Below are 24,689 nucleotides of genomic sequence, written 5' to 3'. Positions count from 1 at the left end.
GGGTAGGGCTTTCGCGTGGACTCCCGTTCTACGCCTCGGATGAGGCGGGAAGGTTATACTCTCCACTCACGTTCAACGTCCCGCGATTCAAGCGCACGTCTACGGGTGCGCCTCCGTCGTCTGCGTTTTGCCGACGCCGGAGATACTGAAGGCCAATATTCTTGGAAGCGTTGTAGTCGGCGTGGTTCTGGTAGCCGCAATCCAGACACTCGAAGTCCTCGCCGTGGCGGTTGTCGTCGTGGGTAAATCCACAGGTCGAACACCGCTTTGACGTGTTCCGTGGGTCCACTTGGACGGCTTCGACGCCCTGCTCTCTGGCTTTGTAGGCGACGTACTCGTAGAGGCGACGGAACGCCCACAGATGGTGCCACGACGCTTCTGGCACGTTCTCACGAATGTCGGTCAGGTCCTCGAACACGATATGCGAACAGTCGTGTTCGACGGCTTCGGCTACGATCTCGTTGGCGACACGATGCAGGAATATCTCGAAGCGTCCGTCCTCTTTGCGCTCGACGCCTGCTATCGCCTCGTGAGCCGCCCGCGTTCCACACTGCTGGAGGTCGCCACGCCGGTTCTCGTACTCTCGCTTCCAGTGGTTGAACTCGTCTGCTGACCAGAACCGCCCGGTCGAAGCGACCGCGAGTTGGTTCACACCGAGGTCCACACCGAGGACTGTTCTGTGCCCGGTGGTAGGTTCGGTGTCGTCGTCCTCGACTTTGAGCATCGACGCATGAAGATACCAGTCGCCGTCACGTCGATGCAGTGTTGCCCGCCGAAACTCGTAGTCCTCGTCTGTGACGTACTTTGTCGGCGGTGTGTCGGGATTCTCAGGGAGAATATAATCGCACTCGATTCGTCCGTCCGGTGTTGATAGCGAAACGTGGTCACGGTGGAACGTGGCACTTCGCTTGTCGTAGATAGCGGTATCAGCCGTGAACGTCGGACGAGACGTACTTTGGTCGTTTTTGAGTCGTTCGACGCCGCTTTTGATGGCTTCGACGGCCTGATGAATCCCCTTCTGGACGAGATTCGCGGTCAACTCTGTGTCCTCGCGTAGCTGGTCGTACAGCGCATCTTCGGCCTTCGCCTTGGATGTGACGTGGTAGCCGTCGTCGCCGTGCCAGCACCACTCGCTCGCGGTGTTGGAACAGTATTTGAATTGCTCGACAGTCTCCCGAAAGTGTGTATCCGCGCCTTCAGGCGTGTCGAGCTTGATAACGGCGGTTCGACGGTACTCCACGATATTTTCATATATCTGTTTGTAGTTACTTAATGATTGGGAGTTAGCAGGAAACAGTCTGGCGGCTGGTTGATACCGGGTCGGCTTCCTCCCCACCCTACTCGCTTGTGCTTCCGCCGGGGCCGGAAGCCCGGCACCCCTTGAGGGTGGGGCCTCCGCCTCGAATTGGGTGAGGCCGCCTCCGCAGTGATCCGGAACTGGTGTGCTTTTCACGCCGGACCGCCGAGGGGCGGGTATGACCACAGACAGGACGCTCCGGCTGGCGACCCGGGGGTCCGACCTCGCCATGCGGCAGGCCGCCACGGTACAGGAGGCGCTGTCGAGCCGTCGGCAGTCGGTCGAACTGCTCGAGGTCGAGACCACCGGCGACCAGATACAGGACGAACTGATCCACCGCCTCGGCAAGACCGGGGCCTTCGTTCGCAGCCTCGACCAGCAGGTACTCGACGGCGAGGTCGACGCCGCCGTTCACTCCATGAAGGACGTGCCCACCGAGAGCCCGCCCGATCTCGTCGTCGCGGGCGTGCCCGAACGCGGCCCGGCCGGCGACGTGCTCCTGACGCCGGACGGCACCCCACTGGAAGACCTCCCCGAGGGCGCGACCGTCGGCACCGCCAGCCTCCGACGCGGAGCCGAACTCCGGGCCGAGCGACCGGATCTGGAGATCGAACCCCTCCGGGGGAACGTCGACACGCGCGTCGAGAAGCTGCTCGCGCCCTCGATCCAGCGGGAACACGAGCGGCGACTGGAGAGAGCACAGGGAGATAGCAACGACGACGCGGACGCCGACGACCTCGACCCCGAGAACCTCTCGGCGGCCACGATGGCCGAGATCGAGGAGTGGTTCGACGGCCTCCACGAGATCGAGCGCCGCGCGACCGAGCGCGAGGTCGAGACCGAGTACGACGCCATCGTGCTGGCGGAAGCGGGGCTCGCCCGGACGGGCCTGCTCCACGCCGTCGAGTACGAGCGGCTGCCGACCGACCGGTTCGTCCCCGCACCGGGGCAGGGAGCGCTGGCGGTGACCGCCCTCGACGACGAGACCGGGGCCGCCATCCACGAGACGCTCGATCACCCGCCGACCCGGGTGGCGACCACCGTGGAGCGGATCGTACTGGACGAACTCGGCGGCGGGTGTGTCGCGCCCATCGGCATCCACGCGACGGTGCAGGGGACGGTCGTGCACACCGTCGTGCGGGTGCTCAGCCGCGACGGCACGGAGGAGCTAAACGCCAGTCGGGATCTGCCCGTCGAACACCACGCGCGGGCCGCCGCGGACCTGGCGGACGAGCTCCGCGAGCAGGGGGCCGCGGAGTTGATCGAGCGGGCCAAACGCGAGGAACCCGACGAACGGAAACGGGAGGACTCTTAATGGGGGGCTCGAAAGGCCGGTCATCATGACGAGCGACGCCGACATCGCACCGGGGACGGTCTACCTCGTCGGGAGCGGCCCCGGCGACCCCGACCTCCTGACGGTCAAGGCCAAACGCCTGCTGGAGGAGGCCGACGTGGTCCTCCACGACAAACTCCCCGGTCCCGACATCATCGGGATGATCCCCGAGGAGATTCGCGAGGACGTGGGCAAACGCGCCCGCGGCGAACGCACCTCCCAGCAGTACACCAACGAACGCATGGCCGAACTCGCCCACGAGGGCAAGACAGTCGTCCGGCTGAAAGGCGGCGACTCCTTCGTCTTCGGCCGCGGGGGCGAGGAGATGGTCTACCTCGCCAAACACGCCGTTCCCTTCGAGGTCGTCCCCGGCGTGACCGCCGCCATCGCCGGCCCGGGGGTCGCGGGGATTCCGGTCACCCACCGCGATTACGCCTCCTCCGTCTCCTTCGTCACCGGCCACGAGGACCCCACCAAGGAGGACTCAGCGGTCGACTGGGCGGCGCTGGCCGACACCGGCGGCACCATCGTCGTCCTGATGGGCGTCGGCAAGTTGCCCGAGTACACGCGCGAACTCCGGGAAGCGGGGATGGCCCCGGACACGCCCGTCGCGCTGGTCGAGCGCGGGACCTGGCCCGACCAGCAGGTCGCGACCGGGACGCTCGAAACCATCGTGCAGGCCCGCGACGACGCGGGGATCGAACCGCCCGCAGTCACCGTCATCGGCGACGTGGCACGCGAGCGCCAGCGCGTCGTCAAGTTCCTCGAGAACGGAGCGGATCAGTCGTGACCGACCGACCTCGAGTCGCCGTCTTTCGCCCCGACGACGAGCGCATCACCGAGGCGGTCGACCTGCTCGACGACCTGGGTACGGAGGCCGTCCCGGACCCGATGCTGGAAGTCGAGGCCACCGGGGCGAGCCCACGCACCGACGCCGACTACACCGTCTTCACCAGCAAGACCGGCGCGGAACTGATCGCCGAGGCGGGCTGGACCGCCGGCGAGAGTACCGTCTGTGCCATTGGCGACCCCACCGCCGACGCCCTCGACGCCGAGGGCTACGCCGTCGACCTGATCCCCGAGGAGTTCACCTCCGCGGGACTCGTCGATACCCTCGAAGGAACCGTCGAAGGCGAACGGGTCGAGGTCGCCCGGAGCGACCACGGGAGCGCGGTGTTGCTCGACGGCCTGAACGACGCGGGCGCGTACGTCCACGAGACGGTGCTGTACCGGCTCACCCGTCCCGATGCGGCCGGCGAATCGGCCGAGGTAGCGGCGGCAGGCGACCTCGATGCCGCGCTGTTCACCTCCTCGCTCACTGTCGAGCACTTCCTCGAAGCGGCCGCAGAACGGGGCCTCCGGGACGCGGCAGTCTCGGGCCTCGACGACGCCGTCGTCGCAGTCATCGGCCCACCCACGGCGGAGACGGCCCGAGAACACGGACTCCCCGTCGACGTGGTGGCCAGCGAGGCGGACTTCGAGACGCTGGCTCGCGAGGCCGTCGCGGCGACCGGTAGCGAACGGTAGCCTCCGAAGGAATTATTCCTCGGCCGTCAGCGAGACGTTTCGCGCCAAGAAGGCGCGGCCTTCCTCGAAGACGGCCATCATGGGATCGGTCTCGAACGGCCGGAACGTGATCCGGTACCCCTGATCCCGGTTCTCGCCGGTGACGCGGTAGCGGTCGTTCCGAAGGCCGGCCGTGATGATTCGCATCTCGTGGGTCGCGCCTTCCAGTTCGAAGGCGAGGCGGTCACCGGGTGTGGCGGCGAGCAGGCGTGCGCGGTCCGGTTCGAGCGCGAACGCGTCCGCGACGCGGTAGTCCTGGCACCCGTCGCCGTCGACGCGGCTGGCGTTGATGCCGCCGGCCGACCGGCGGAGTGTGACGCCGTAGTCGGCGGCGGGGTTGTGGAGGTGGACGGACGTACGGTCGCCAGAGGGTGGGATCCACGGGGCGGCGAACCACTCCGTTCGTGTCTCGAAGTCCTCGCGGCGGACGCCGTAGGAGGCCATCGCCGCCTCGTCGGTCGCGCTCCGGTTCCGGACGACGCCCGTGGTCCGACCGACCAGAAACGGCGGTCCGTCGCGGTCGACCCTGACGGCGGCCCACGTCCCGAGCGTCGCGCCCTCGAAGACGGATTCGGGGACGGCGGGGTCGTCGGCGGTCGTCGCGGCAGCCCGGATGGCCCGGGCCCGTTCCCGGACGAGCAGGTGGCTGTCGGTCCGAGTTCGTTCCCGGAGCGCCTCGTCCACCCAGGGCTGGTCGGTGGCGGCAGCGGCCCGGCATGCGGCCTGGCGGACGCTGGCCACGTCGGCGGTCACGAGTTCGTGGAGGCGGTCCGAAACCACGTCGCACAGGCCGGGATAGGCGCGTTCGAGCGGTATCAGCGTCCGGAGGATCGACACCTGAACGGGATAGTGATCGTCGAGCAACGCCCGGGTGAGTTCGTCGGCGTGTGGTTCGAGCAGTTCGGGATACAGCGGTGCCAGCGACGACAGCGCCCACGCGGCGTTGCTCCGGACGCTCTTGACGTCACGGAGCGGCGGGATCAGCGCCGGGACGGCGAAACGGAGCCGCCGCGGGCGTTCGGCGGCCAGTTCGGCCAGTGGACGCGCGACGCAGGCCCGCACGGCGGTCACCGCGTCGTCGAGTGCCTCGACCAGCGGGTCGGCCACGGGGGCGATCACGGCCGGTTCGTCGACACCGACCTCGAACAGGGCGTTGGCCACGTCCCGGCGCACCGGTTCCTGGCCGTCGCCGAGCGCGTCGACGATCCGGGCGAGTGATCCGTGCAACCGTACCGGCTGCCCGGCGGCCGCCTCCCGGATCGTCCGGGCCGCGAGCCGCCGATCGGTATCGCTGCCCTCGCCCAGTGCCTGCAGCGGGAGGTCGGTCGTCATGGCGTGGTACGTGATACCGCTATACGTGCCTAAGTCTTCCGGCGACGGGCCAAAACCGCACTACTGGAGTCGGACTCGCGGGCCGGGTCGTGATGAGCGGACCGGAGGTTTAAACCGGAGACCGCGATAAGAAACTCCCAATGGCCGGCCCAGTGACAGCACTCGAGGATCGCGCCGTGGCGTGTGCGAACCGCCTGGAATCGTCCGATCGCGTGTTGCTCGCCTCACACATCGACGCGGACGGGCTGACGAGCGCGGGGATCGCCGCGACGGCCCTCGAACGGGCCGGCATCGAGTTCGAGGTCGTGTTCAAAAAACAGCTCGACGACGCCGAGATCGCCACCATCGCGGCCCGCGAGGAGGAGACCGTCCTCTTTACGGACTTCGGGAGCGGCCAGCTGGACGCGATCGCCGAGCACGAGGCCGCCGGCGACTTCACGCCCGTCATCGCCGACCACCACCAGCCCGCCGAGAGCGAGACCGAGTTCCACTGCAACCCCCTGCTGGAGGGGCTCGACGGGGCCTCGGAACTCTCCGGTGCGGGCGCGAGCTACGTGCTGGCGCGAGCGCTCGAACCCGACGACGTCGACAACCGCGATCTGGCCCGGCTCGCGGTCGTCGGCGCGGTCGGCGACATGCAGGCGGTCGGCGGCGAGCTCGTCGGGGCCAATCGCGAAATCGTCGCCGAGGGCGTCGACGCTGGCGTCCTCGAAGAAGGGACCGACATCGCGTTCTACGGGAAACAGACCCGCCCGCTCCCCAAGCTCCTCGAATACGCCAGTGAAGTCCGGATCCCGGGCATCTCCAACGATCAGAACGGTGCGATCCGGTTTCTCGACGGGCTCGGGCTGGACCTGAAACGCGACGGCGAGTGGCGGCGCTGGGTGGATCTGAGCCACGAGGAACGCCAGACTGTGGCAAGTTCGCTCGTCCAGCACGCCATAGAGAAGGGCGTCTCGGCCGACAAGGTCGACGGTCTCGTCGGGACGACCTACACCTTGCTGACCGAACCCGAGGGGACGGAGCTGCGGGACGCGAGCGAGTTCTCGACCCTGCTGAACGCGACCGCACGCTACGAGCGGGCCGACGTGGGGCTTGCGGTCTGTCTCGGCGACCGCGCCGACGGGTTAGAGCGGGCGCGCAAACTCCTCCGGAACCACCGCCGGAACCTCTCGGAGGGGCTCCAGTGGGTCAAAGAGACGGGCGTCACCCAGGAGGAGCACCTCCAGTGGTTCGACGCGGGCGAGGAGATCCGCGAGACCATCGTCGGCATCGTCGCCGGGATGGCCGTCGGGGTCGACGGCGTCGACCGGAACCGCCCCATCGTCGCCTTCGCCCGGAAGAACGAGGAGGAGACGAAGGTGTCGGCGCGGGGCACCGGCCGCCTCGTGGCGAAAGGGCTGGACCTCTCGGCGGTGATGGGCGAGGCCAGCGCGGCCGTCGGCGGCGGCGGCGGCGGGCACGACGTGGCCGCCGGCGCGACCGTCCCCGCGGGTCGAGAGCAGGAGTTCGTCGAGTTGGCCGACGAGATCGTCGGGGAACAGCTCGGGTAGGCCACCAGCAAACAAGTTTGATATAGCGAAGTGAGATTTACTGCAATCACCCAGCGCCATCACCCAGAAGAGAGACGAAGCTCGAAAATACGCCTGAAACGGTCGTATTCGTCCGTGAGAGTGGATATCGGTGTCGGTGACCGGAGGCGGATCGAGCAGCGACTCGTGTCCGCGACCATTTCGGGGGAACGACGGCGTCACCCGCGACGCGAACGGCTGACCCTGCCGGCCGCGTGGTGTGGTACCGGCCACCAGACCTAAGCCGGTCGACCTGCCAGCTAGTTCGCATGATCGACCCGGACATCGACGAGCGGGCCGAGCGGGAGCGGCTCATCTTCGGCGCGGGCTTTGCCTTCGGCGTCACGTTCACCATGTCGATTCTGGCGGTCGTGGTCGCGGCGGTCGTCCCGCGACCGGTCGCGCTGCCGGACCTGCTCACGTCGGCTGTGGTGCTTCCGATCCTCGCCGCCATCGGTCTCGCGGTGGTGGCCGGTGTCGCGCTGTACGTGTTCGCGCTGCCCGAACACGGGTTCGGGCTCGCCGACGTCGCGCTGTCCGGTGACACCGACGGCGAGTGAGGGACGTTTTAGGCATGGCTCGCCGAGTGACGGGTATGGCCGAGTTCGACCCCGAGAAGTTCGAGGACAAGTACGCCAACTACTTCACGGAGCTCCAGCGGGCCTACAAGAACGCCTTCGAGACGATGAACGACCGGTTCGATTCGGAGTTGATCCACGGCATCGACCAGTTCGTCCTCTCGGAGAGCGAACCCTTCTACGAGGGCGACGGCCGGTTCCGGATCGAACTCCCCGAGGAGCCCTACGACCGCCTGCAGGGCGTCGTCGTCGGCGAGGAGAAGTTCGAGGAGATCATGGACCGATATCTCGACGAGATCGAGACGGAACTCCAGCGCGTCTTCGGGTTCGACACGAGCGAGTAGGCGGCCGGGTAGCTATTTTCCGCTGGCGTGCGACGGGGCCGTATGAGCCGACAGCACGTCTCTTCGGGGACCGAGTGGGAGGAACAGGTGGGTTACGCGCGGGCCGTCCGCACGGGCGACCGGGTCGTCGTCTCGGGAACGACCGCCACGGACGACTCGGGCGATCCGGTCGCCGTGGGCGACCCGTACGGACAGGCGAAACACGCGCTGGGGATCGTCGACTCGGCACTCGCCGAGGCCGGCGCGAGTCTCGACGACGTGATCCGAACCCGCATGTACGTCACCGACGCCGACGACTGGCCGGCGGTTGGGCGTGCCCACAGGGAAGCGTTCGGCGAGGCCCGTCCCGCGGCGACGATGGTGCAGGTCGACGGCCTGATCGACCCCGACCTCTGCGTCGAGATCGAGGCCGAAGCCGTGATCGGTCCGACCTGAGAGTGGCCGTCGAGAGATGTTACTGCCGAGACACTACCTCAGAAGTAATACATAACACCATGGAGAGATAGGTTGGCGACAACACAGCATGTCCGATGGACCGGCGGCTGACGACGCAGTGACGGACGGGGGCCAGGGGTCCTGGTTCGCGAACTACTTCGGGTTCGCCGAGCACGGCACGGACCTGCGGACGGAAATTCTCGCGGGGATCACGACTTTCCTGACGATCAGTTACATCGTGGTCGTGAACCCGGTGATCCTGACGGCGTACCCTGACGACGGGACGCCCGGCGGGATCGCACTCCCGGGGTACACCCCGGGCGAGGTGTACCAGATGCTCGCGGTCGTCACCATCCTCGCGTCGGCGGTCGCCATCTTCGTAATGGCCTTCTACGCGAACCGGCCGTTCGCGCTGGCTCCCGGACTCGGACTGAACGCCTTCTTCGCGATTACGGTCGTCGGCGTGATGGGCGTTCCCTGGGAGACGGCGCTCGCGGCCATCGTGACCGAGGGTGTCATCTTCATTATCCTGACCGCGATCGGCGCACGCGAGTACGTCATCAACCTATTCCCTCAACCGGTGAAGTTCGGCGTCGGGACCGGTATCGGGCTGTTTCTGGCGATCATCGGCTTCCAGGCGATGGGGATCGTCGTCGACGACCCCGCGACGCTCGTCGGCCTCGGAAACGTGGCCAGCGACCCGGTCGCACTCCTCTCGGTTGTCGGTCTCTTCATCACGTTCGCGCTGTACGCGGCGGGCCTGCGGGGTGCGATTATCGTCGGCATCCTCGGAACGACGCTAATCGGCTGGGGACTGACCATAGCCGGCGTCTTCCCGCAGGGCGTCCTCACACCCGCTTCGATCCCGTCGCCACAGTACGACATCACGCCGCTCGCGGGCGCGTTCGTCGAGGGATTCACCAACGTCGAACCGTTCGTGTTCTCGCTGGTCGTGTTCACCTTCTTCTTCGTGGACTTCTTCGACACCGCGGGGACGCTCGTCGGCGTCGGACAGGCCGGTGGCTTCCTCGACGAGAACGGTGACTTCCCGGACATCGACAAACCGCTGATGGCCGACGCCGTCGGGACGACCGTGGGCGGGATGCTAGGCACCTCGACGGTGACGACGTTCGTCGAGTCCGCGACGGGTGTCGAGGAGGGTGGGCGGACCGGGATGACCGCGCTCGTGGTGGGCCTGCTCTTTCTGGCCTCGCTCGTCGTGGTGCCGCTGGCGGCCGCGATTCCGCAGTACGCCTCCCACATCGCGCTGGTGGTCGTCGCCGTCCTGTTGATGCGCAACGTCACAGACATCCAGTGGGACGACTTCGCCCACTCCGTGCCGGCCGGGCTGACGATCATGGTGATGCCGCTGACCTACTCCATCGCCTACGGGATCGCCGCAGGGATCATCAGCTATCCGATCGTCAAGACCGCACAGGGCAATTGGCGCGACGTGCACGTCGGCCAGTGGCTGCTGGCGATCGCCTTCGTGGCCTACTTCGCGGTGCGGACCAGCGGCGTGCTCACGTCGGTGGCCTGATCCGGCCGCTACGCTACCTCGACGATTGGACGACACCAGCACAGCAACGGAACTCGCGCGCCGCGCGAGTTCCGCTTTTTCGCCCACGTTCGCGGGAGCGATGCTCCCGCGAGCCCGGCAGATATCTCCGATCTCTGGAGACGTTTTTGCTCGGGGGTGCGCGAACGGAGAGAGCGTACCCCCGCTGGAAAAAGGTGGGAGACCAAAAGCCTAAGCACGGTGACGACCAAAGGAGAGGTACCATGAGCACCGAAACCGAGGGCGGCGACGACGAACTCCGCGAGCGGGTGACGAACTTCCTGCGCCGGAACTTCCCCCAGATCCAGATGCACGGCGGGAGCGCGGCGATCCAGGACATCGACCGGGAGACCGGCGAGGTGTCCATCCAGCTCGGCGGCGCGTGTTCGGGCTGTGGCATCTCCCCCATGACGATCCAGGCGATCAAGACCCGGATGACCAAGGAGATCCCCGAGATCGACGAGGTCCACGCCAACACCGGCATGGGCGGCAACGAGGGCATGGCGGGCGGCTCGACCAGCCCCTCGTTCCCGGGCCACGAGTCCAGCGGCGGCGACGAGGACGACGAAGGCCCCGAAGCACCCTTCTAACCCGGGTTTTTCTTTCCGAGCGCCGCCGACCACGAGCGGCCAGTACGACCTGTTCGCGGCCCGGTTCGAGCCGACCGTCGTGACCGACGGCTGGCCCGGAGCGCCGGCGGTCCGTGCCGACAGCGATCCGGCGGGTATTAGTCCCGCCGGGCCCCCACTCGGGACATGGCCAACCAGCAGCTCATCGACGCGCTCAGGGACGCCGACGCCGTGAAGTTCGGCGAGTTCGAGCTGTCCCACGGCGGCACCTCGAACTACTACGTCGACAAGTACGTCTTCGAGACCGACCCGCGGTGTCTGGAACTGATCGCCGAGGCCTTCGCAGATCGGGTTGATGACTCGAAACTCGCCGGCGTCGCACTGGGCGCGGTCCCGCTGGTGGCGGTCACCAGCGTCGAGACGGGCCAGCCCTACGTCATCGCTCGCAAGCAGGCCAAGGAGTACGGCACCGGCAACCGAATCGAGGGCGAACTCGCCGAGGGCGAGGAAGTCGTCGTCCTCGAAGACATCGCGACGACGGGCCAGAGCGCCGTCGACGCCGTCGAGGCGCTGCGCGAGGCGGGCGCTGTCGTCGACCGCGTGCTCGTCGTCGTCGACCGGCAGGACGGGGCGACCGAGAACCTGGCCGACCACGACATCGAACTGGAGTCGCTGCTGACCGCCGACGACCTGCTGGCGGACGCCGACGAGATCGACGACTGAGGGACGAATGCGCGAGGAACCCCCCGGCCCCGAGGGGGCGGACGGCTTCTTCGACCGATTCGTCCACCCGTGGCTGGCCCGAACGGCGACGCTGGGTGTCGGGTGCTGGCTCGTCGCCTTCCTGCTGGCGGCGGCCGGACTGGCGGGCAACCGCATCCCGGGCGACCAGTACGAGGCGTGGCTCTTTCTCTACTCGGGCGTGATCGGAACCCTCGGAATTATCGTCCTCGGCGTCTGTACGCTCGTCCTCGCCGGCTTCTTCGTCCGGCGAGAACTGCGAGCGGGGCGGTGACTGGCGGGAGCCCGTCGATCGGGGTCCCGCTCTCACTCGGCGGGGTCCAGAAAGATCGTCCCGCCGCCGATCAGGAAGCCGGCGAGGCCGGCGACCAGCGACCACTCGCCGAGCGAGCCCTCCAGCGCGGCCGCGAGCAAGACGAGGCCGACCAGTTTGCAGACCCGGTCGAGCCAGCGGAGACCGCGCGGGGAGAGCGGGACCTCCATCTACCCGGCGAGCCGGCGCTGTCGGCGCTTGAGCACGGCGTAGACGATCAGCGTGTACAGGATCGGGACCGCGAACGTCATCGCGACCAGATAGGGGTAGAGCGCGTCGCTCGACATCCCGAGGACCTCCGCGACGGTCCCGCGCATCCCGTCGATCGAGAGGACGATGGTGAGCATGATCGCCCCAACGCCGAGGGCGGTCTGGGCGGGACGGTCGAGCGGATCGACGGTGAAGTGTTTGGGCTCGTCGGTGTTGTCGATCAGCGGCCAGACGATCATCACGCCGATGATCACCATCGGGATCAGGATACCGCCGATGAACTCGGCCCACCCACCGAGAACGATCGTACTCCCGGCGATCGATAGCTCCGCCGGGATCATCTTCAGCGAGCCGAACACCCACATGAAAAACCAGTCGGGGCTCGGACTGCTCGGGGAGTCGAGACCGATGGCGGCGATCCGCTGGACGGGGAAGAAGGCCGCCAAAAAGGAGATGGTGGCGGCCGTCAGCAGGAGCACGACCGTCGAGAGCAGGAACTGCTGGGGGAAGAGGGGCGACCCGACGACGAACGAATCGTCGTCGGCCTCCGGGGTGCGGTCGCCGCTCCGGGAACTGGGCGCGTGCTCGGTGTGTTTCTGGCGCATCAGGATCATCATGTGGAGGCCGATGATCCCCACCAGCAGCGCGGGCAGCAGGAAGACGTGCAGGAAGAACATGTGCGGGATCACCTGCTCGGCCTGCCCCGGGAAGGATCCGCCAAAGGCGAGCGCCTGTAACCACTCACCGACGAACGGCACCGCGCCGGTCATGTTGAACCCGATGGTGGTCGCCGCCTTGCTGAACCCGTCCAGCGGGAGCGCGTAGCCGAAAAAGCCCTCACCCAGAGCGAGCAAGAGCAGGACGCTCCCGACGAACCAGTTGGGCTCGTGGGGGTTGCGGTAGGCACCGCTGAAGAACACTCGGAACATGTGCAGGGCGATGGCGGCGATGAAGATGTACGCCGCCCAGTGGTGGGCCATCCGCAGGAACATGCCGAAGGGCGTGTCGTACGTGATCGAGAGGACGCTCGCGAACGCGCCCGGGACCTCCTGACCCGCCCACTCCGCGGCGTTGCCCTCGTAGGTGACTGTCTCGGCGACGGGTTCGTACATCAGCCCGAGGAAGGAACCGGTCACGGCCAGGAAGATAAAGGAGAAGAGGGCGATCTCGCCGAGCAGGAACGAACCGTACTTGTCCTCGGGGAAGGCCTTCCCGAGGATCTCGTGGTTGAGTTCGAGACGGTCGTCGAGCCACGTAAAGAGGCGGTTGTTCGGGTACTTCTGGCGGGTCTCGATCTCACGGCCGTGGACGGGTTCGCCGCCAGTGGTGCCGTCGTAGCCGCCCGTGTGGCCGCGTCCGTCCGTTGCGGTCTCGTCGGCCGGCGCGTCGTCGGGTCCGTCGGCTGCGTTGTCGCGTGTCATCGTTACTGGGGACCGACCGGGCCCTCGAAGGGGCCGGTCGCCATGAGCAGTTGTCCGTCCTCACCCTCGGAGACACCGATCGGGAGCTGTGGCAGCGGGCTCGGTGCCGGGCCGCCGGTCACCTTCGCGCCCTGTAGCGGGTCGAACTGCGACCCGTGACACTGACAGTAGAACTGGTCGCCCTCCGTTCCGTTGACGGCACAGCCCAGGTGGGTACACACCTTCGAGTAGGCCGCGTACCCCTCGACGGTCCCGTCGAGGTTCGTCGGATCCTGATAGCTGTCCTCGGGGAACCGGACGAGCAGGACCGCGGCGCGGTCCTCGGTGATCGCGCCGCCGCCTTCCTTCTCGGGGTAGACGGTCGTCGGCTCCAGTGTCTCGTTTTGCGGGATGGCGTCGGTGGTCGTGAGGGGTTCGCCCTCGGCGTCGACCAGTCGGACGCCCTCGACGAACAGCGGTTCGGGCGGTTCGATCTTCCCCGACTCGCCGAGGCCGGCGAGCGCGGAGACGCTGAACGCGCTGACGGCACCGGCACCACTGACCGCCGCCAGTACCTTCGCGACCTGTCGACGTTCGATCTCGATCTCCTCGTGTGGGTCCTCCGGCGGTATGTCCGTTGGCATATCAGTGATCCCTCCGTTCGGCGACGGTGATCGAGGGGGTGAAAAAGACCATATAGACCAGCACCGTGGCCGCCAGCGAGAGGAACAGCATGCCGGCGTAGACCCCGATGAACTGGTTGCGCGCCTGGCCGAGCCCCTCGAGGCCAAGCAGCGCCGCGAAGACGATGGTACTCCAGGAGAGCCCGGCGAGCGCGACCAGGCCCGTCCGGTTGGCTGGCGCGGGCCAGTAGTCGACGATCCAGCGGGTGTCGGTCTGGAGGTACGGCGGTACCTTCACGACCGGCCGCTCGGCCTCGGAGCCCCGGTCTGTGGCCTCGCTCGCCCCGCTCGCGAGGCCGCCGTCGGTTTCCGCGTCGCTCGTGGCCACCGACTCGCGTGTGTGCCCGAGGCGGTCGACGAACCGGGCCGCACCGGCCATCCCGGCGACGGTCACCAGCAACGCGACCCAGGTGACGACGCCGGACTGGTTGGGCCCGACTTCGACGGGCGTGGGCAGGAACTTCCCGGTCGGATCGATGTCCGCCGACTGGTTGACCGGGACGGGTTCCTCCCCTTTCCCGAGGCCGATACCGCCGCCCTCGGTGCCGCTGGTGAGCGCGACGTACCACATCGGGAGCAGTACCGAGGCGATCAACACGACGATGAGTACCGTCTCGCGTCTCATCCACGATCACCGGCGGCGAGCCGACGGACGGTCCGAAACGTGCCAGTGTGTACTGTGTGACTCATAGGTAGCGGGAGATTGCCGTGCCATCCACCCACACACGGTGGCGGCGAAGAACCGCCCGGAACCGTCGCCGCCGTCGGTGCGGGCCAGAACATTACCAATTCGAAGATGTTCGAGTCTGGCTTATGCCTCTTCCGTTCGCGTCCGACCAGTTGTCGCGAGTTGTTCTCCGTTGTTCGGGGTTTTCGCCGGCCGATTCCGACAGACATACTACCGAGACACCGGGAGATTCCGACGAAGGTTCGGCCCGACCCATGAACCGACGCACCTACCTCCGACGGCTCGGGGCCAGCGGTCTCGCGACGACCGCCCTCACGGCTCCGGCGGCCGCCACGACCCAGGAGAACGAGACCAGCACCGGGAACGGGACTGCGGCCAACGGAACCGCCAACGGCACCGAGACCGGGAACGGGACCGACTCCGGCGACCGACCGACGGTCCCCGCCGACGGCGAGACCTACGAGGTCGAGATGGTCACCGAGAGCGGGAGCTACTACTTCGACCCGGTCGGACTCCACGTCCAGCCCGGTGACACCGTCCGGTTCGTCAACGCGAGCGGGTCCCACAGCGCGACCACCTACTCGACGGACAACGACCGCGCCGAGACCCGCCGTATCCCCGAGGGTGCCCGGAGCTTCGACAGCGGCGTCCTCGAAGAACAGGGCGCGACCTACAGCTACACCTTCGCCACCGAAGGCACCTACGACTACTACTGTTCACCGCACAAGACGCTGGGCATGGTCGGTCGCATCGTCTGTGGCGAACCGGGCGGGCCCGCGACCGAGGGCTCGATTCCGGACGCTCCGGGCAGCGGCGTCATGCCCGACAGCGAGAAAATCGTCGAGGAGGAGAGTATCTCCTACCCGTTCGTCCCCGGCGGCCTGGAACCGCTCCCCTGGCAGTTCTGGGCCGGGGCGGGCGTGTTCGGGTCGGTGTTCGCATACCTGCTCTCGAGGTACGACCGCGAGTCCGGTCGCTACAGCGTCGAGAACGCCGACAATCAGGTCTAGACACCCCGATCCGTTTTCGGGGAGACTGGCGTCGCCGTGTCGCTTGTCTCTCGCTCCGGTGCGACCGAGATGGCGCCTTTCATCCCGAGTCCCTCGTGAGGGATACAGCCGTACATGTGGCTCCCGGACTCGGTGAAGGTGTACTCGAAGGACGCGCCGTCTCCGGCCTCGGGCGATCCGGAGTCGAACGTGTCGTTCCGGGCGACGACGTTGTGGGCACCGCCCTCGCCAGTCCACTCCCATCGGACCGTCGTCCCTACGTCGACGACGACGAGCGCAGGATCGAACGCGTAGCCCTTATCGCCTGCCCCGACGCGGATCGTCACCTCGTCCTGCCCGGTCCTGTCGGCGGGTTTCCCGTCGTCGATGTCGTTGGCGTCGTCGAGGTAATGACCCTGATCCTCGGCGATGTCGTCGCTGTCGTCGTCGCCGTGGTCGAACTCGTCGTCGGTACCGTAGGGTTCGGTCGTCGCCGGGTAGTCCGTGCCGACGACGACCGACCCGTGCATCCCGACGCTCTGGTGGGGTAGACAGGTGTAGTTGAAGATGCCATCCTCCGTGAAGGTGAACTCGTAGTGGACACCTTCGCTACCGACCACGGACCCTGAATCGAGGGGTCCGTCGTCGGCCGAGACGACGTTGTGGGCACCGCCCTCGCCGACCCACTCGAACCGGACGGTCGTCCCATTGTCGACGTGTACCGCCGGCGGAGAGAACGCGTACGCTCGCTCGCCCGCACCGACTTTCACCGTCACCGTCTCCTCGCCGGTCACGTCCCGAACCGTGCCGTCGAACCCGTTCGCGTCGTCCAGCCAGCCCCCGAAGTCGGGCCGTTCAGGTCGTTCGTCGCTCGACCGACCGGGCGCCTCTGTCGTCGCCGGTTCGTCCGTCTCTGTCTCAGGGTCCGGGTCGCCACCCCGCCCGGACGCAGTGCGGTCGACACAACCCGCGACGCCGAGGAGGGCACCGGCCGCCGTGACCCGGCCGCCACTGGAGAGCAGGGACCGTCGTGTCACCATACCAACTGCATCCACGGACCGTCATAAACCGTTTGCGGACTCCAGGTCGCTGTCTACAGGCCTGTGCGTGCCCCGCACATCACCGTTGGGCCTTTGAGGGCGTGCCTCATAGAACGGCCGATGGCAAACCTGGAACTCTACGAACTGGACGGCTGTCCGTACTGCGCGAAGGTCACGAAGAAACTGGACGAACTGGATCTGGACTACGAGTCTCACATGGTCCCGCGCAGTCACAGCGAGCGCACCGAAGTCGAGGAAGTCAGCGGCCAGACCGGCGTCCCCGTCCTCGTCGACCCCGACAACGGCGTCGAGGGGATGCCCGAGTCCGACGACATCGTGGAGTACCTCGAGAACACGTACGGCAACTAAATTTAGTTCAAAAACTACCTCGACGCTCGTTTCACTCGCGTTGAGTGTTCCCGCGAGTGACCGCAGGGAACGAGCGGGGGCTCGTCAGAGCCTCGCTCTGACGGTGAACCGGCGCGCGCTGCGCGCCGGATGCTAGTCGTGACCGCCACCGCACCGCTGCCGCACCGCGACATCCTTACTTCCGTTCGATCTGCAGATCCGTCTGGCTGATGGGGACGGCCGCAAGGCCAGTGTCGTAGGCGTAGACGATCACGCCGGCCTTGTGGTCGATGACGCGTTTGAGCGTGCCGTCCAGATTCTCGTCGTGGATACGGGCGAGTGCGAGATCCGGCCCTCCGTCGTCGGGATCGCCTTCGAAGGGCGACTCGTCGGTGACCTCGAACTCCTCGGGGTCGTAGTCGGACCCGGATTCGTCGGCGTCGAACAGTCCCATAGCGACCGTTCAGTTCGCTATCACAAAAGCGTCGCGTCCCGGGGTCAGGCCGGCGTCTCGTCGGCCCGTTCCTTGATGAGGTCCTTCAGGTCCTCGACGTCCCGGATGTTCTCGATTTCGTCGCGTTCGATGAGCGCGGTGCCGTCGACGGACTCCTGGCGGGCGCGGTCGACGACGTAGATCGATGTGGTCCGGGTGACCCGACCGACAGAGGACATGATCCGGGCGCGCTTCTCGGCGGTCTCGGTGAACTCCGAGTGGCCGGTGAGCATGCGCTGTTCCCGGTCTTTCTCCTCGCTGATCGTCTTGAACGGGGCGCGGTCGGTCGGGTGCACGTCGAAGCCGACGCGGGTGAGGACCGCGACGACGGGTTCGTCGTCGGGATCGACCGCGGGGTCGTCCGGCATCGGCTCGCCTTCGCGGACCTCGTCAGCGCCGTCGATCACGTCGACCGGCGAGGTCAGGGGCGCCTCGAACAGCTCTTCGAGCTGGGTCGCCACGTCGACGGAGGCGTCCATGCCGTCCTCGTACTTCGAGACCGTGCGGCGGGAGACGCCGAGTTCCTGAGCGAGACGACCGAGCGACCAGTCGCGGTCCTCGCGAGCGTCTGCCAGCACCTCGCTGTCGATGTTGACGTAGAGGCCGCCGGGCGCGGCGTAGATCAGCGGCGGCACTTCCTCGACGAACAGGTCCATGGCGGTGTCGGGCGAGAGGACCGGCACGCCGTGCCGGAAGTAGACGACGCCGGGCTTGAGGTCCTCGTCGCGCGTCCGGAGTCCGATCACCACGGGCGTCGCGCGCAGGTACTCGCCGAGGCGGCGCATCTCCGCGCCGGTCTTGGCGTCGAAGGCGTCGATGTTGCCGAGAATCTTCACCAGTACCGTGTCCTCACCGCGGCGGGCCGCGACGTCGAAGCTCTTTGGCCGGATCGCACACCGGTCGCTCACGAGAAAGCCCGCGTCCCGCAACATCGCGGTTACGTTGCCGACCAGTGCGGATCGTGACATCAGGGCATTATTAGTAAGGCCTCGCATAAAACGTTTGTGACGCCGGGACACGCCGCGTCCCGTGGTTTTCGGATTTCTTCGGCGATAGATTCATATACTAGAATTCGGCGAAACGCGTTACTCCGGCGGGCCGGAAGGGGTGGGCGTGACCATCGTCGGACTGGACGACACCGACTCCCGGACGCGGGGGATGTGTACGACCTACGCCGCCGCGGTGCTGGCCGAGCGTGTGCGCCGCGCGGGCGGCAACGTGGAGCGTCTGCTCCTGGTGCGGCTCAACCCCGCAGTCGAGTACAAGACGCGGGGCAACGCCGCGCTGGCCGTCCACTGCGACCTCCCCGTCGACGAGGCCTTCGAGCTCGCGACGGACCTGGTCGACGAAACCGCCGAAGTTGCCGACGAGCGAACGAACCCGGGTGTGGTGGCGACCACCGACGGCCTCGGGAGTCGGTCGGACTGGCTCCGGAAGCTCCCGCACCGAGCGATCCGGGAGGTCCTCGATCCCGAAAAGGACGTGATCGAACCGCTCGCAGACGGGGGATATCACTACAGCGGCTGGGGGTCGGGTCGGGGTCTCGTGGGTGCGAGCGCGGCCGCCGGCGCGTGGGCGGGACTGGGCGAAGACCCCGTGGCCCAGCCCGCGGACTGGACCTACGAGTGTCTGACCTACCGCGAACGCGACCGCTGGGGGAGCGAGCGCGACGTGAGTCCGGAGTCGGTCTTCTCGGTGGCCGACGAGTTCTACCCGGACATCTGGGACACGGTCGACCGCGGCGAGGGCGAAGCGGTCTGCGTCCCGAACACGCCGGGCCCCGTCCTCTACGGCATCCGGGGCGACGACCGCGAGAGCGTCGAGGAAGCAGCCGCAGCCATCGAGAGCGAGCCAGTCGCCCGCCGGGAGACCTTCGTCACGAACCAGGGGACCGATATGCACCTTCAGACTGTCGAGCCGGACGAAATCGCCGAGGACCGGGCGGTCCGGGTCACCGGCGAGGTCGTCGAGGCCCCCGAAACCCGCGAGGGCGGTCACGTCTTCTTCTCGCTGGGGTTCCCGGACGCGGCGGCCGACCCGCTCGCGTGTGCGGCCTTCGAGCCGACCAAGCGGTTCCGTGACCGCGTGCGCGCGCTGCGGGTCGGCGACCGCCTGACCGTCTGCGGAGAGGTCTCGGATGGAACCTGCAAACTGGAGAAGTTCGCAGTTCGAGACCTCGATACCACGGAACTCGCCACCCCGGACTGTCCCGACTGCGGGCGGTCGATGGAGAGCGCGGGCGCGAACGCGGGCTATCGCTGTCGGGACTGCGGGACCAGCGCCGAGGGGAAGGTCAAGCAGCCGATAGCGCGCGACCTCGAACTCGGGTGGTACGAGGTGCCGCCGTGTGCGCGACGGCACATCTCGAAACCGCTGGTCCGGGGTGGGTTCGACGCGGCGACGCATCCGGAGCGGTAACCGGGGCGACCGCGCTTAGTCGCCGATGACCCGGAGTCGCAGCAGGACTCCGGACACGCAAAGTGCCATACCGAGTAGCGTCAGCGGCGTAAATACGTACAACGTCAACAGTCCGCCGAGCATCCCCGGCGTGTCGCGATGCGTCGTGATCGCGTAGGCTCGTCCGTCGCGCTGGATCACGTACCATCCGGTCCCGAGATTGGTGTGGTCAGTCGTGTACGTGAATTCAGCAGCAGTCTCGGACTCGTCCTCGACGACGTACTCTCGGCGTTCGATGGTTCGGTCGACGACTGTCTGCCCGCGTTCGGAGAGATTCGCGTAGTAAAGATTCCCGTCTTCGGACGCGTTGAACGTCGCGTCCGTCGCGTCGAGAGAGTGGACGTAATCGGTGTCGGAAACGACCAGACTCCCGGCCGCAACCCCGCCGAGCACGGCAACACCGACAATCAGCACGAGCGTCCCCCGATCCATGTTCGTGCTGTAGCTGTCAACGGTAAGTACTTTCCGTGCAGTACGGACGCAGTCGCGGTGTCGCTGGTGAGAGGGGAGTTCGACGACGCATCCGGAGCGATAGAGTGCGTTAGTCGCCGTTCCGTTGCCGCCACGCACCGAACGCGAGCAGCGCGCTCCCGATCATCGCCAGTGGGAGGAGAACGACCGCCGAAATCACGAGTGGGCCGAGTCCCATTCCGGGACCGTCCCTGCTCGTCGTGATCTCGTAGGCCCGGCCCTCGCGCTGGACGACGTACCAGCCCCGGCCGAGTGTCGCACCGTCGGTCGTGTACTCGAACTCGGGTGCAGTCTCGCTCTCGCTATCGACGACGTACTCGCCGTGTTGGATGGTTCGCTCGACGGCCGTCTGCCCGCGTTCCGAGAGGTTCGCGTAGCGGAGGTGTCCCTCCTTTGAGGCATTGAATGCCGCGGAGTCGTTTTCGAGTTCGTGGACGTAGTCGGAATCGAAGACGGCGAACCCGCCGATTACGACGCCGACGATCAGGATAGCACCGACGGCGACCATCCACGTCCCGCGGCCCCAGTCCATACGGCTGCTGTAGCTGTCAGCGGTAAGTACTTTCTGCGCGGTGCGCGGCTGAAGCGGTTGCGGTTCGGTTGCGGTGGCGGTCACCATACCGCATCGTACCGGACGCGAGCCGCTGGCTCGCGTCCGGCAGTTTTTCCCCAAGTTTTTGCAGGAGGGGGTGCGCAGAGCGCACCCCCTCGCTGTAAAAAGTGGGCTAGTAAGAGTTGACGTCCGTCCCGACCGAACAGACGTATTCGCCGGTGGCGACCTGCGGGAGGCGGCGGGTGCGCCAGAACACGCCCTGTGAGTCGGCGGTGATTTCGGCTTTGACCGCACCGAACACGTCGGTCACCTCGAACAGGAGGTCGTTGCGGGCGACTCGCTCGCCCAGTTCTTTGTGGAAGGTGACGAGGCCGCCACTGGGTGCGCCGTACTGCTCGAAGCCGGTAGCGCGGGTCTGGGGGTCGGGGACGTGGGTGTCGTCGGTGAAGCCGTAGTAGGCGAGGACGTTCTCGACGCCCTGCACACCGGTCTGGATGGAGCTCTCGTCCCAGCCCACACAGCCCCCCAGCTCGGGGTCGATGGTGGGGATGCCGTTGTCGGGGCCGGCGCGGGCGAGCTGGCCGTCGGGGCCTTTCTGGTCGAGGATGTAGCCACACCCGAAGACTTTGGCGAGTTCGAGACACTCCTCGTGGAGGCGGTGGCGCGGGCCACACCGGACGCGGCACTCGTCGATCATCCGGGAGGTAGAGCCCTGGTGAAGATCGAGGATGAGGTCGGCACGGGTCGCGGCGTCGAAGGTGGCGGCGGCGATGCGCTCGCTCGAGGTCCCCCGGTCGTCGCCGGGGTAGGTCCGGTTCATCTTCGTGTCGTCGATGGGGTTGCGGTGCTCGGCGACCTGGAAGGCGTGGTAGTTGACGATGCCGACGATCAGAATTGTGCCGGCGATCGCCTCGGGGTCGAGCCGGGGGACGAGGCGCTGAATCACGCCGACGCCGTTGAGTTCGTCGCCGTCACTCGCTGCCTGCACGTAGAGCGTCTTCCCGCTGTCGGCACCGTTGACGACCGCGACCGGCAGTCCGACCTCGGTGCCGTCACGAGTCTCACCGACGAACAGCCGCCCGGTGTCGATCTCACCGGGGGCCGCAGTCGCCGTGCCGAGGCTGGTCATTATCACCACAGCGCGGTCGCACGGTCTTAGGCGGTTCGATATGTCCCATCCCCTGCCGGAACCGGGGCGGGACCGAAGCTCTCTGAAGCGAAAGAGACACTCAAGTGCGCTACGGGCCATCAGCAAGCATCCGGCGGCCCGCTGGCCGCCGGGTCACGGAATTCGCGCCGACTGCGCGAATTCCGCTTTTTTCGCCCACGTTCGCGAGAGCAAGGCTCTCGCGAGCCCGCCAGAAATTTCTGATTTCTGGAGACGTTTTTCAAGGAGTGGTTGCGCGCCAGCGGCGCGCAACCCGACGCGAAAAAGGTGGACCGACGCGATTTTGGGCGACGGCCCCCTAGCCCGGGTGTGACAGACGACGAGGCGGGCGCGAGTCCGGGCGGCGGTGTCGAGGTCGGCGCGAGCGCCGGGAGCGACGACCGCCCCGAGCGCCCGGGCGGGAAAGCGGCGCTGGTCGAGGCGCTGCACGTCCGAGCGAAGGCCCGACGTGGGCTCGTGATCGGACTGGTCGTCACCGTCGCGATCTTCGGCTTTTTCGTCGTGATCCCCGGCGTCGACCGGTCGCCGCTGTACTACGCGGCACTGGCGTTCGTCCTGTTTCTGACCACGTGGATGCTGGCGGTCGCGACGCTGGTCGGGCGGCGGGCACTCCACCTGACCGCGACACCGGCGGGGATCGTCCGGTGGAGCGCCCGCGGTGGCGTCCTCGCGGGCGTGCTCTGGTTGCTGGCGGCGGCCGACCTCGCGCTCGGTGGCTCGCCGACCGGCCTGACGGGCGTCCTCCTGTCGACCGCGCCGCTGATCGCGCTGTTCGGCGTCTGGGCGGTCCACACGCGGTACAAGCGGGCGACGCGGGTTCGACCGCTGGCCACGGCGGGCGCGTGGCTCGCGATCCCGGGGGCGCTCGGGCTCGCGGTAACCGTACTGGCACCCGACATCGGGACGGGGCCACTGGTCTTGCTCCCGGCGTCGCTGCTGGTCGTGGCGCAGGGACTGCAGGCGGTCACGGCGGTACTCGCCGACGCACGGTGGCAGGTGCCGGTACTGCTGGGTGGCGGCTCTGCTGCGGGGCTCGGCGTCGCGGCGCTGACGCTCCCGGCGACGACGGGCCACGTCGCGCTCGCGGTCGGGTTCGGGCTGCCGTGGCTCCTGATCGGTGTGTGGTTCCGAGGCGTTCGTGAGGAAGACGTTCCCGCCACGAGCGAGTCGGACCTCGCGACGCTCTAGCCGTCCGCAGGCTCGTCGCCGGTGAGATCCGCCAACCGATCACTGCCCGAACGGGTCCCCTTGGCGATCAACACGTCCCCGGGACGGAGTTCGGTCTCCGGGCCGGGCGAGATGACCCAGCTCCCGCCCTCGCGGCCGGTGCGCTCGCTCTCGGCACCGGCGCGCCGGACCGCGATGACGCGCATCCCGGTCTCGGTCTTGACCATCTGCTCGCCCAACGTGGTGCCCGCGAGGGCGCTGTCGGGGCCGACGGTCAGCCGGACGATCACCTCGTCGGATTCTCTGACTGCTTCGGCGACGACGGGGTGGGTGCCCAGCCCCCGCAACACGCCCTCGCTGATCTCCAGGGCGGCGTCGCTGATGACCTCGGTCGCACTGGCGAGCTGGACGAGTCCCCGGAGGTCGACGGGGTCGTCGACCCGGCTGGCGGCCTGGAGCGTCCAGGCCTCGAAGCGTGACTGGAGGGCGTCGACCTCGGCTTCGAGTTCGAGCACCTCCTCGGCCACCTCGTCGGAGTCGAAGAGGACCGCGCCGTAGGCCAGGTCGACGGCGAGTTCGCTCATGTTCTTCATGTGGACGATGGAGTCCACGGCGCGTTCGAGGTCGTCGATCCCGGGTTCCGGGGGTTCGGGCGGGACGTACGCCCGACCGCTGGCGTCCTCGTAGACCTCGGCGATGCCCTCCTCGGAGCCCCGGAAGAGGACCACATCGTCGGGCCGGAGCGTGGTCTCGGGGCCGGGATTGAACAGCCACTCACCCTCCCGGCGGATGGCGATCGCGCGCACGCCCGTCTCGGTTTCGAGGTTGATGTCCACGAGCGTCCGGTCGGCGAAGGGCGAATCTGGGACGATCACGGCCCGCACGACGGTCTCGACGGCCTCGGGGAGGGCGGCCCGCATCGCGTCGGGGAGGCCGATGTCTTCGAGGACGACCTTGGCGATGTCGCCGGCGGCGTCGGAGACTTTCTCGGCGGCACCGACGACGCCCAGCACCGGCGCGAGCGCTTCGGCGTCTTCGGGGTTACGGGCGGCCATGAGTAACCCCATCCGCGCGCGTAACTGGAGTACGTCCATCGTGGCCTCCAGTTCCAGCACCTCCTCGGCCACCTCGTCGGAGCCGAGCAGGACCGCCGAGTACGAGAGGTCGATCAGCAGTTCCGCGGTGTCTTTCATCTCGGCCAGCAGTTCCTTGACGCTGACCGGCTCGTACTCGACGTCGTCGACTGCCATACCCGAGGCTCCTCGTCGCCGAGGGAAAAGCGTTGCCCGGCGACAGCCGACCGCCGGCAGTGTCACGACGCCAACCATTTCGGCGGTACGCGGGCGCGACACGTCGGGGCGGCCAGTTCGGGGCGCAGTCCAATC

Annotated in this window: 28 protein-coding genes; 15 read left to right on the top strand and 13 right to left on the bottom strand. The window is 67.4% G+C overall.

From position 1 onward, the window contains the following. Window positions 1-28 precede the first annotated feature (28 nt). The gene (locus BV210_RS09035; protein ID WP_077206340.1) at window positions 29-1,240 is read right to left on the bottom strand and encodes an RNA-guided endonuclease TnpB family protein; all 1,212 of its coding nucleotides are present in this window, start codon (window positions 1,238-1,240) and stop codon (window positions 29-31) included. Window positions 1,241-1,475: 235 nt separating this feature from the next. Here BV210_RS09035 and hemC point away from each other — a divergent pair, with 235 nt between their 5' ends. The 3 genes from hemC to BV210_RS09020 are packed head-to-tail and all read left to right on the top strand — an operon-like array spanning window position 1,476 to window position 4,157. Continuing rightward, window positions 1,476-2,612 carry a hydroxymethylbilane synthase gene (gene hemC / locus BV210_RS09030; RefSeq protein WP_077206339.1) on the top strand — a complete coding sequence of 379 codons (1,137 nt, stop codon included), beginning with the start codon at window positions 1,476-1,478 and terminating at the stop codon, window positions 2,610-2,612. 25 nt (window positions 2,613-2,637) lie between these two features. Next, on the top strand, window positions 2,638-3,420 hold the full coding sequence (gene cobA, locus BV210_RS09025; protein WP_077206337.1) for a uroporphyrinogen-III C-methyltransferase: 783 nt from the start codon (window positions 2,638-2,640) through the stop codon (window positions 3,418-3,420). Further along, entirely contained in the window at window positions 3,417-4,157 is a 741-nt protein-coding gene (locus BV210_RS09020; RefSeq protein WP_077206336.1) for a uroporphyrinogen-III synthase, read from the top strand. Before cobA ends, BV210_RS09020 begins: the two co-directional genes overlap by 4 nt. A gap of 12 nt (window positions 4,158-4,169) precedes the next feature. Here the strand turns inward: BV210_RS09020 and BV210_RS09015 are convergent, their stop codons facing one another. Continuing rightward, complete coding sequence (locus BV210_RS09015; protein WP_077206335.1) at window positions 4,170-5,528, bottom strand: HEAT repeat domain-containing protein; 1,359 nt, start codon at window positions 5,526-5,528, stop codon at window positions 4,170-4,172. Window positions 5,529-5,668: 140 nt separating this feature from the next. On the opposite strand from BV210_RS09015, the gene BV210_RS09010 reads away from it, so the two are divergent. From BV210_RS09010 to BV210_RS08975, 8 genes are all read left to right on the top strand, one after another. Continuing rightward, complete coding sequence (locus BV210_RS09010) at window positions 5,669-7,081, top strand: DHHA1 domain-containing protein (protein ID WP_077206334.1); 1,413 nt, start codon at window positions 5,669-5,671, stop codon at window positions 7,079-7,081. Between the two features lie 287 nt (window positions 7,082-7,368). After that, a complete protein-coding gene (locus tag BV210_RS09005; RefSeq protein ID WP_077206333.1) occupies window positions 7,369-7,659 on the top strand; it encodes a hypothetical protein in 291 nt (96 codons plus the stop codon). Window positions 7,660-7,694: 35 nt separating this feature from the next. Next, a complete protein-coding gene (locus BV210_RS09000; RefSeq protein ID WP_077206331.1) occupies window positions 7,695-8,021 on the top strand; it encodes a DUF5783 family protein in 327 nt (108 codons plus the stop codon). Window positions 8,022-8,063: 42 nt separating this feature from the next. Then, on the top strand, window positions 8,064-8,456 hold the full coding sequence (locus tag BV210_RS08995; RefSeq protein ID WP_077206329.1) for a RidA family protein: 393 nt from the start codon (window positions 8,064-8,066) through the stop codon (window positions 8,454-8,456). A gap of 88 nt (window positions 8,457-8,544) precedes the next feature. Next, complete coding sequence (locus BV210_RS08990; RefSeq protein WP_077206327.1) at window positions 8,545-9,996, top strand: NCS2 family permease; 1,452 nt, start codon at window positions 8,545-8,547, stop codon at window positions 9,994-9,996. A gap of 242 nt (window positions 9,997-10,238) precedes the next feature. Continuing rightward, a complete protein-coding gene (locus BV210_RS08985) occupies window positions 10,239-10,604 on the top strand; it encodes a NifU family protein (RefSeq protein WP_077206326.1) in 366 nt (121 codons plus the stop codon). A gap of 165 nt (window positions 10,605-10,769) precedes the next feature. Continuing rightward, a complete protein-coding gene (pyrE, locus tag BV210_RS08980; protein ID WP_077206324.1) occupies window positions 10,770-11,306 on the top strand; it encodes an orotate phosphoribosyltransferase in 537 nt (178 codons plus the stop codon). A 7-nt stretch (window positions 11,307-11,313) separates the two neighbouring features. Then, window positions 11,314-11,598 carry a hypothetical protein gene (locus BV210_RS08975; RefSeq protein ID WP_077206323.1) on the top strand — a complete coding sequence of 95 codons (285 nt, stop codon included), beginning with the start codon at window positions 11,314-11,316 and terminating at the stop codon, window positions 11,596-11,598. Between the two features lie 32 nt (window positions 11,599-11,630). Here BV210_RS08975 and BV210_RS19840 read toward each other — a convergent pair whose 3' ends face one another. From BV210_RS19840 to BV210_RS08960, 4 genes are read right to left on the bottom strand one after another with little or no spacing between them, the layout of a single operon-like run. Next, on the bottom strand, window positions 11,631-11,807 hold the full coding sequence (locus BV210_RS19840) for a hypothetical protein (RefSeq protein ID WP_157525945.1): 177 nt from the start codon (window positions 11,805-11,807) through the stop codon (window positions 11,631-11,633). Further along, window positions 11,808-13,268 carry a cytochrome bc complex cytochrome b subunit gene (locus tag BV210_RS08970; RefSeq protein ID WP_084802605.1) on the bottom strand — a complete coding sequence of 487 codons (1,461 nt, stop codon included), beginning with the start codon at window positions 13,266-13,268 and terminating at the stop codon, window positions 11,808-11,810. Window positions 13,269-13,270: 2 nt separating this feature from the next. Continuing rightward, window positions 13,271-13,891 carry a ubiquinol-cytochrome c reductase iron-sulfur subunit gene (locus BV210_RS08965; protein ID WP_077206322.1) on the bottom strand — a complete coding sequence of 207 codons (621 nt, stop codon included), beginning with the start codon at window positions 13,889-13,891 and terminating at the stop codon, window positions 13,271-13,273. Window position 13,892: 1 nt separating this feature from the next. After that, window positions 13,893-14,555 (bottom strand): hypothetical protein, encoded by a 663-nt coding sequence (locus BV210_RS08960; protein WP_077206321.1) that lies wholly within the window; start codon window positions 14,553-14,555, stop codon window positions 13,893-13,895. Between the two features lie 317 nt (window positions 14,556-14,872). Here BV210_RS08960 and BV210_RS08955 point away from each other — a divergent pair, with 317 nt between their 5' ends. Further along, window positions 14,873-15,628: a plastocyanin/azurin family copper-binding protein gene (locus BV210_RS08955; protein WP_077206320.1), complete on the top strand. Its 756-nt coding sequence runs from the start codon at window positions 14,873-14,875 to the stop codon at window positions 15,626-15,628. Here the strand turns inward: BV210_RS08955 and BV210_RS20875 are convergent. Then, window positions 15,625-16,647 carry a halocyanin domain-containing protein gene (locus BV210_RS20875; RefSeq protein ID WP_077206319.1) on the bottom strand — a complete coding sequence of 341 codons (1,023 nt, stop codon included), beginning with the start codon at window positions 16,645-16,647 and terminating at the stop codon, window positions 15,625-15,627. The two genes, BV210_RS08955 and BV210_RS20875, sit on opposite strands and share 4 nt — an antisense overlap. A gap of 120 nt (window positions 16,648-16,767) precedes the next feature. Here BV210_RS20875 and BV210_RS08945 point away from each other — a divergent pair, with 120 nt between their 5' ends. Next, the gene (locus tag BV210_RS08945) at window positions 16,768-17,016 is read left to right on the top strand and encodes a glutathione S-transferase N-terminal domain-containing protein (RefSeq protein WP_077206317.1); all 249 of its coding nucleotides are present in this window, start codon (window positions 16,768-16,770) and stop codon (window positions 17,014-17,016) included. Window positions 17,017-17,191: 175 nt separating this feature from the next. On the opposite strand, the gene BV210_RS08940 is transcribed toward BV210_RS08945, so the two are convergent. Both BV210_RS08940 and BV210_RS08935 read right to left on the bottom strand, forming a co-directional pair. Further along, window positions 17,192-17,449 carry a hypothetical protein gene (locus tag BV210_RS08940; protein ID WP_077206316.1) on the bottom strand — a complete coding sequence of 86 codons (258 nt, stop codon included), beginning with the start codon at window positions 17,447-17,449 and terminating at the stop codon, window positions 17,192-17,194. Window positions 17,450-17,493: 44 nt separating this feature from the next. Beyond that, on the bottom strand, window positions 17,494-18,456 hold the full coding sequence (locus tag BV210_RS08935; protein WP_077206314.1) for a transcriptional regulator: 963 nt from the start codon (window positions 18,454-18,456) through the stop codon (window positions 17,494-17,496). Between the two features lie 145 nt (window positions 18,457-18,601). On the opposite strand from BV210_RS08935, the gene BV210_RS08930 reads away from it, so the two are divergent. Continuing rightward, window positions 18,602-19,906, top strand: a complete 1,305-nt coding sequence (locus tag BV210_RS08930) for a tRNA(Ile)(2)-agmatinylcytidine synthase (RefSeq protein WP_077206313.1) — start codon at window positions 18,602-18,604, stop codon at window positions 19,904-19,906. A 15-nt stretch (window positions 19,907-19,921) separates the two neighbouring features. Here the strand turns inward: BV210_RS08930 and BV210_RS08925 are convergent, their stop codons facing one another. The 3 genes from BV210_RS08925 to BV210_RS08915 form a co-directional block, all read right to left on the bottom strand. Continuing rightward, window positions 19,922-20,377, bottom strand: a complete 456-nt coding sequence (locus BV210_RS08925) for a hypothetical protein (protein ID WP_077206312.1) — start codon at window positions 20,375-20,377, stop codon at window positions 19,922-19,924. Between the two features lie 109 nt (window positions 20,378-20,486). Continuing rightward, window positions 20,487-20,948: a hypothetical protein gene (locus tag BV210_RS08920; protein ID WP_077206310.1), complete on the bottom strand. Its 462-nt coding sequence runs from the start codon at window positions 20,946-20,948 to the stop codon at window positions 20,487-20,489. 193 nt (window positions 20,949-21,141) lie between these two features. Beyond that, window positions 21,142-22,098, bottom strand: coding sequence for a succinylglutamate desuccinylase/aspartoacylase family protein (locus BV210_RS08915; RefSeq protein WP_077206309.1), 957 nt, complete (start codon window positions 22,096-22,098; stop codon window positions 21,142-21,144). Between the two features lie 348 nt (window positions 22,099-22,446). Here BV210_RS08915 and BV210_RS08910 point away from each other — a divergent pair, with 348 nt between their 5' ends. Further along, the gene (locus tag BV210_RS08910; RefSeq protein WP_077206307.1) at window positions 22,447-23,325 is read left to right on the top strand and encodes a hypothetical protein; all 879 of its coding nucleotides are present in this window, start codon (window positions 22,447-22,449) and stop codon (window positions 23,323-23,325) included. Here the strand turns inward: BV210_RS08910 and BV210_RS08905 are convergent. Then, on the bottom strand, window positions 23,322-24,554 hold the full coding sequence (locus BV210_RS08905; protein ID WP_077206306.1) for a potassium channel family protein: 1,233 nt from the start codon (window positions 24,552-24,554) through the stop codon (window positions 23,322-23,324). The two genes, BV210_RS08910 and BV210_RS08905, sit on opposite strands and share 4 nt — an antisense overlap. Between the last annotated feature and the right edge of the window lie 135 nt (window positions 24,555-24,689).

Source organism: Halorientalis sp. IM1011 (genome assembly GCF_001989615.1).
Taxonomy (GTDB): Archaea; Halobacteriota; Halobacteria; order Halobacteriales; family Haloarculaceae; genus Halorientalis.
This window is presented reverse-complemented; position numbering and strand designations above follow the sequence as displayed.

Excerpts from the sequence above, each read along its gene's own strand:
- BV210_RS08925 (WP_077206312.1), bottom strand. The coding sequence starts at position 20,377 with ATGGATCGGGGGACGCTCGTGCTGATTGTCGGTGTTGCCGTGCTCGGC.
- BV210_RS08920 (WP_077206310.1), bottom strand. The coding sequence starts at position 20,948 with ATGGACTGGGGCCGCGGGACGTGGATGGTCGCCGTCGGTGCTATCCTG.
- BV210_RS08905 (WP_077206306.1), bottom strand. The coding sequence starts at position 24,554 with ATGGCAGTCGACGACGTCGAGTACGAGCCGGTCAGCGTCAAGGAACTG.
- BV210_RS08940 (WP_077206316.1), bottom strand. The coding sequence starts at position 17,449 with ATGGGACTGTTCGACGCCGACGAATCCGGGTCCGACTACGACCCCGAG.
- BV210_RS08965 (WP_077206322.1), bottom strand. The coding sequence starts at position 13,891 with ATGCCAACGGACATACCGCCGGAGGACCCACACGAGGAGATCGAGATC.
- BV210_RS08935 (WP_077206314.1), bottom strand. The coding sequence starts at position 18,456 with ATGTCACGATCCGCACTGGTCGGCAACGTAACCGCGATGTTGCGGGAC.
- BV210_RS08995 (WP_077206329.1), top strand. The coding sequence starts at position 8,064 with ATGAGCCGACAGCACGTCTCTTCGGGGACCGAGTGGGAGGAACAGGTG.
- BV210_RS20875 (WP_077206319.1), bottom strand. The coding sequence starts at position 16,647 with ATGGTGACACGACGGTCCCTGCTCTCCAGTGGCGGCCGGGTCACGGCG.
- cobA (WP_077206337.1), top strand. The coding sequence starts at position 2,638 with ATGACGAGCGACGCCGACATCGCACCGGGGACGGTCTACCTCGTCGGG.
- BV210_RS08960 (WP_077206321.1), bottom strand. The coding sequence starts at position 14,555 with ATGAGACGCGAGACGGTACTCATCGTCGTGTTGATCGCCTCGGTACTG.
- BV210_RS09000 (WP_077206331.1), top strand. The coding sequence starts at position 7,695 with ATGGCCGAGTTCGACCCCGAGAAGTTCGAGGACAAGTACGCCAACTAC.
- BV210_RS09010 (WP_077206334.1), top strand. The coding sequence starts at position 5,669 with ATGGCCGGCCCAGTGACAGCACTCGAGGATCGCGCCGTGGCGTGTGCG.
- BV210_RS08955 (WP_077206320.1), top strand. The coding sequence starts at position 14,873 with ATGAACCGACGCACCTACCTCCGACGGCTCGGGGCCAGCGGTCTCGCG.
- pyrE (WP_077206324.1), top strand. The coding sequence starts at position 10,770 with ATGGCCAACCAGCAGCTCATCGACGCGCTCAGGGACGCCGACGCCGTG.
- BV210_RS08975 (WP_077206323.1), top strand. The coding sequence starts at position 11,314 with ATGCGCGAGGAACCCCCCGGCCCCGAGGGGGCGGACGGCTTCTTCGAC.
- BV210_RS08990 (WP_077206327.1), top strand. The coding sequence starts at position 8,545 with ATGTCCGATGGACCGGCGGCTGACGACGCAGTGACGGACGGGGGCCAG.
- BV210_RS08945 (WP_077206317.1), top strand. The coding sequence starts at position 16,768 with ATGGCAAACCTGGAACTCTACGAACTGGACGGCTGTCCGTACTGCGCG.
- hemC (WP_077206339.1), top strand. The coding sequence starts at position 1,476 with ATGACCACAGACAGGACGCTCCGGCTGGCGACCCGGGGGTCCGACCTC.
- BV210_RS08915 (WP_077206309.1), bottom strand. The coding sequence starts at position 22,098 with ATGACCAGCCTCGGCACGGCGACTGCGGCCCCCGGTGAGATCGACACC.
- BV210_RS08970 (WP_084802605.1), bottom strand. The coding sequence starts at position 13,268 with ATGACACGCGACAACGCAGCCGACGGACCCGACGACGCGCCGGCCGAC.
- BV210_RS08985 (WP_077206326.1), top strand. The coding sequence starts at position 10,239 with ATGAGCACCGAAACCGAGGGCGGCGACGACGAACTCCGCGAGCGGGTG.
- BV210_RS09015 (WP_077206335.1), bottom strand. The coding sequence starts at position 5,528 with ATGACGACCGACCTCCCGCTGCAGGCACTGGGCGAGGGCAGCGATACC.
- BV210_RS19840 (WP_157525945.1), bottom strand. The coding sequence starts at position 11,807 with ATGGAGGTCCCGCTCTCCCCGCGCGGTCTCCGCTGGCTCGACCGGGTC.
- BV210_RS09005 (WP_077206333.1), top strand. The coding sequence starts at position 7,369 with ATGATCGACCCGGACATCGACGAGCGGGCCGAGCGGGAGCGGCTCATC.